Annotated in this window: 3 protein-coding genes; 2 read left to right on the forward strand and 1 reads right to left on the reverse strand. The window is 60.0% G+C overall.

Annotation, left to right across the window (positions count from 1 at the left end):
* The coding region (locus ACIREA_RS26145) for a S8 family serine peptidase (RefSeq protein WP_397385265.1) at positions 1–3,107 on the forward strand (3,107 nt) is incomplete at its 5' end.
* Here ACIREA_RS26145 and ACIREA_RS26150 read toward each other — a convergent pair.
* Positions 3,108–4,259, reverse strand: a complete 1,152-nt coding sequence (locus ACIREA_RS26150) for a M20 family metallopeptidase (RefSeq protein WP_397385266.1) — start codon at positions 4,257–4,259, stop codon at positions 3,108–3,110.
* Positions 4,260–4,393: 134 nt separating this feature from the next.
* Between ACIREA_RS26150 and ACIREA_RS26155 the strand changes: the two genes are divergently transcribed.
* Positions 4,394–5,119: a cytochrome c4 gene (locus ACIREA_RS26155; protein WP_397385267.1), complete on the forward strand. Its 726-nt coding sequence runs from the start codon at positions 4,394–4,396 to the stop codon at positions 5,117–5,119.
* Positions 5,120–5,231 lie beyond the last annotated feature (112 nt).

Raw genomic sequence — 5,231 nt, forward strand, 5'->3', positions numbered from 1 at the left:
CGGCCGCGCCGATGCTCGCGCACCAGCTGTTTCACCGTTTTGTCCCCAATGACCCGTATGTTGCCTACAACGCTGCGAATCCCGGCTACCAGTGGCATTTGAGCAACACCGGCCAGAACGGTGCCGTCGCCGGTTCCGATTTGAATGTGCTGAGCGTCTGGGACAGCTACAAAGGCACGGGGGTACGCATCGCCATCGTCGATGATGGTCTGGAGGTCGGACACCCTGATCTCGCGCCGAACGTGGATCTCTCCCACAGCTTCGACTTCAACGACAATGATAGCGACCCCTCCCCTGGCGCGACGAACTTCCATGGCACCTCCTGCGCAGGCGTGGCGGCCGCGCGCGGCAACAACGGCATCGGCGGCTCCGGCGTGGCTCCCGAGGCAACGCTGGTGGGCCTGCGTCTAATCGCCGCTCCCACCAGCGACCAGCAGGAGGCGGATGCCTTCGCCTATCAAAAGGACCTCATCGCGGTGAAGAGCAACAGCTGGGGGCCCTATGACGGTGCATTCGGATCCGGTGGCCCGGACGTTCTCAGCGCGCAGGCGCTGGAGGATGCGGCAACGACGGGTCGCAACGGCAAAGGCACCGTGTTCCTCTGGGCGGCAGGCAATGGCAACGGCAGCGGAGACGATTCAAATTATGACGGCTGGGCCAATTCGATCCATGCCATCGCCGTCTCCGCCATGAATGACAAGGGCAGGTCGTCCTATTACAGCGAACCCGGAGCAAACATTCTTGTCTGCGCTCCCTCCAATGGTGGCAAGGAAGGCATCACCACCACGGACCGAACTGGGGCGCTGGGTTACAATGAAGATGGCGGCACGGTCGAGTACCCCGATTTCACCGACCCCAACTACACCAACACTTTTGGCGGCACGTCGTCGGCCACGCCTGCCGTGGCAGGTGTCGTGGCGCTCATGCTGCAGGCGAATCCGAACCTTTCCACACGGGATGTGCAGGAGATTCTCGTCCGCAGCGCCACTCAGAATGACTCATACGATGGCGACTGGATCACCAATGGCGCGGGTTTCCACTTCAACATCAAATACGGCGCCGGTCTGGTGAACGCGCAGCAGGCCACAGCCCTGGCCTCCACCTGGATCAACGTCGCCCCGCGCCAGTCTCACACCTATGCGGCCGCGGCGCTGAACCTGCCCATACCGGACTACGACAGAAGCGGTGTCTCCAAAACCTTCACCGTTCCCATCGCCGACAATCTGCGGCTGGAACACATCACCGTGCATGTCAAAGCCGCTCACACGAATCGCGGTAACTTGGAGTGGCGTCTCATTTCCCCCAGTGGCATCTCGGTGCGGTTGGCCCGCTCTCGCTTCAACGACAACGGGGCCGATCTCGACTGGACCTTCATGACCACGCATTGCTGGGGCGAGCGCTCTGTGGGCGACTGGAAGCTGCAGGCCATCGACCAAGTGGTGGGGGATGTCGGCACACTGACTGACGCCACCATCACATTTTACGGCACGCCGACGAACAGCGCACTGCCCCTGCCCGTCATCACCTCCAACTGGATCGTCGCAGGCCGTGAAGGCTGGGAGATGAGTCAGCAGATGTCCGCCTCCAATTTCACCACGAGCTTTGATGCCGGAACCTATGCCACCGGCTCATTGCCTGCGGGTCTCACCCTCAATCCCACCACCGGACTGATCACCGGCACACCGCAGGTGACCGGTTTGTTCGAAGGCTGGCAAAGCGCCACCAACGCCACTGGAACCACCTCAGACTTCGCCTACTTTTACATTCTTGCGGCCACACCTGCCCTGTCGGCTGCGGTGGAGCAGCCGACCAGCCTCAAAATCGTGCCGTTTGGATTTGGCGATCCATTTAGCCAGACAACCACGACCCATGATGGCGTGGACGCGGTGCAGACCGCAACGGTCGATGACGAGGAATATTCAGGCATGGAATTCACCGTGAACGGCCCGGCGCGGCTGGACTTCCAATGGAAGGTTTCATCCGAAAAGAACTACGACTACCTCGTGCTGACTGTGGACGGATATGTCCGGGACTACATCACGGGTGAAACCGATTGGAAATCCTCCGTGACCGATGTCGGTCCGGGCCCTCATAACATCGATATCTACTACATGAAGGATCAGGCTGAGGCCAAGGGACAGGATGCTGGCTGGGTGGACCAAATCGTCATCACCCCCACGACCTCGGCTCCGGTGATCACCACAACGACCTTGGACGCCTATGAGGGCGTCTATTTCCGGCAGGTCATCATGGCCTCCAACGCTCCGGCGACCTACACAGCCGAGGGTCTGCCCCCCGGGCTCACACTGGATGCCACGACGGGTCTGCTCTACGGCAGCGTTACTGCACCCGGTACGTACCAGATCACGCTCCACGTCACCAACGCCTTCGGCACCACGACCCAGGTCATCACGCTCCAGGTGGGCACCATCGCACAAGGTCTGGCGGAGGCGTTGGACGCCCCCGCCCAAGCCATCACGTCTGCGGGCGATCTCACTTGGGTGCCGCAATGGTTGTACGCGCATGACGGCAATGACGCGGCCCGCAGCGGCCCCATTGGAGACCTCCAGCGCAGTGAAATGACCACCCAGGTCACCGGGCCGTGCAAAGTGACTTTTTACTGGGGCATTTCTTCCGAAGCCGGTTACGATTTCATGCGATTCTACATCGACGACGTGGAAAAGGAAGCCATCAGCGGGGAAGTGGGCTGGACACGCAAAGCCGTCCTGATTCCCTCCGGCTCCCACACGCTCAAATGGTCCTACATCAAGGATGACTTCACCGCTTCCGGCCTCGATTCCGGTCTGGTCGACCAGTTCGAAACTCATCTGGACAATGACGGTGACGGAGTGCATTCAGACCTCGAAACCTGGTTCGGCACCAGCGACGCCGATCCCCGCAGCTTCCCACAAACGGTACTCGCCCGCAGTACGAACACCACGCTGCAGTTTCCATCCGTGCCAGGCAATGACTACCTCATCGAATACAGCGATGACTTGAAGGAATGGACCCCTGACATTTTCACGGCGACCAGCACATCCTCCACATGGACGGACTTGAATGCAGTAAACAAAACCCGCCGTTTCTACCGGGTGGGGATTCCTTGATTACTTCAAGCTGGCGAGGAAACGACGGAAAAAAGTCACTCCCTCCTCCACGTCACTCACAGCAATGAATTCATCCTTCGTATGCGCCTGAGCAATCGAACCGGGACCGATGGCAATGGCCGGAGTGCCCGCGACTGCCAGAAAGGCAGCATCGCAGAACCACGGCGCGCCGGTCAGACCGGCCCCGGCGGCAATCAGCTTCTGCACAAAGGCGTTCTCGGGGTCGGTATCGAGGTGAAACGCCTCGCTGGCGACGGTGACCCGGGCGGTTTCGTCGATGCCCTGCACAAAATCTGTCAGAAGTGCCAGAGCCCCACCAGCGCGCTGCAGGCCCGGCGTCGTGCGAATATCCACCCGCAATTTGCAAAAATCTGCCACGATGTTGCTGCGCGTGCCGCCCTGAATCATGCCGAGATTGATGGTGCTGACTCCCAGCCATTCGTCCTCGCCACTGGCTTCGGCCAAAGTCTTGCGGAAGTCCGTATCGAGCGCAGCGACCAGCTTTGCCATTTTCACGATCGCATTTACACCCAGGTGCGGCGTGGCGCCATGCACTGCCACACCTGTAGTGTGCACGTCAGCCCAGAGGCAGCCTTTATGTCGAAACACGGTCTTCAGACTCGTGGGCTCACCAATGATGGCGAGGTCATAACGCCCATGATGCTTCGCAAAGTGTTGAGAACCAAGCTGTGCGCTCTCTTCGGACATGAAGCCAACGAAGTGCACTTCGACCGGCAGAGAGGGGATTTCGTCGCGCATCTCGTAGAGCGCCCAGAGCATGGAGGCCATGGGGCCCTTGGTGTCGGAGGCTCCGCGGCCCCAGATTTTGCCGTCGCGGAGTTCGCCGCCGAAGGGTTCGATGGTCATGCCGCCGACGCTGACGGTGTCGGTGTGGGGGGCGAAGATGATGCGAGGCTTCTTTCCTCCATTTGCGCTGGGATGCGTTGGAAAGCGCCCGATTACATTGGGGCGCGAAGGCTCGACCTCTTCAAGCGTCACCTCAGCTCCGGCAGATCGTAGAAAATCTGCGACATACAGCGCACATTGTTGCTCGCCGATGCCGTCGGTGCCGGGGTCGCCATCGGGATTCACCGAGGGGATGCGCACGAGTGCCTGGGTAAGTTCGACGACGTTCGATGCAATGGGAGGCATCTGGGAGAAAGGCACAGGCTGCTGGCGGGCGCAAGTGTGGGACAAAATTGTCCTGCGGTGTGTCGGATTTGGCAAAAACCGAGGGAGGGAGGCATTGTTGTAACCCGGGTGCAACTTACGGCGTTTTTTGAACCATGAAGTTCCACCACATCGCACTCATGCTCCTTGGCTTCAGCGGAGCGGGCCATGCCACCGAACCCGTCATAACCACGAAGGCTGCGGATGGGAAGACCATTTTCCAGACCGTGTGTGCGCAATGCCACGGGACCGCTGGTGAAGGCAAGCCGGAACTGAAGTCGCCATCCATTGCCGGGATGCCTTCGTGGTATGTGAACACGCAGTTTGCGAATTTGCGGGAAGGCCGGCGGGGACATGATGCGGCAGATCCACAGTCATTCATGATGGCGGCGGTTGCCAAGGCACTGCAGCCTGAGCAGGTCAAGGCAGTGGTCGCCCATGTTGAGAAGATGCCTATGAGGGTGCCCATGGGCAAGGACCGGGTGATGGCCAATACCAACCCTGAGGAGGGCATGCGGCTTTTTCAGGAACGCTGCATGGAATGCCACCGGTACAACGCCAGCGGAGAGATGACCTTTGGCAGTCCGCCGCTGATTGGGCGTCAGGGCTGGTACCTGGAGGAGCAGCTCAAGAAATTCAAATCTGGCAAACGCGGGGCCATCAAGAACGATGTGAATGGCGCGAAGATGGTACAGATCACGACCTCATTCATCGAAGACGAGCAGATGCTGCGAGACGTGGTGGCCTACATCATGACGCTCAATCCCGACGCGGCAGCCTCCCCGGAGGAACAGAAAAAGCAGATCATCGAAGGCAGCCCGTTTGAGAGTGCCGGACGCTGATCAGGCGTGGGCTTGGAGTTCCTTCACCGGCTCGCCTTTGCTGAGGGCCATGGGGCGGCCGACGGGGGTCATGACTTCTTTGCTGTAATCAATGCCGAGGAGGTTTTGTACG

It is taken from the genome of Prosthecobacter sp. (genome assembly GCF_044373815.1).
GTDB lineage: Bacteria > Verrucomicrobiota > Verrucomicrobiia > Verrucomicrobiales > Verrucomicrobiaceae > Prosthecobacter.

Excerpts from the sequence above, each read along its gene's own strand:
- ACIREA_RS26155 (WP_397385267.1), top strand. The coding sequence starts at position 4,394 with ATGAAGTTCCACCACATCGCACTCATGCTCCTTGGCTTCAGCGGAGCG.
- ACIREA_RS26150 (WP_397385266.1), bottom strand. The coding sequence starts at position 4,259 with ATGCCTCCCATTGCATCGAACGTCGTCGAACTTACCCAGGCACTCGTG.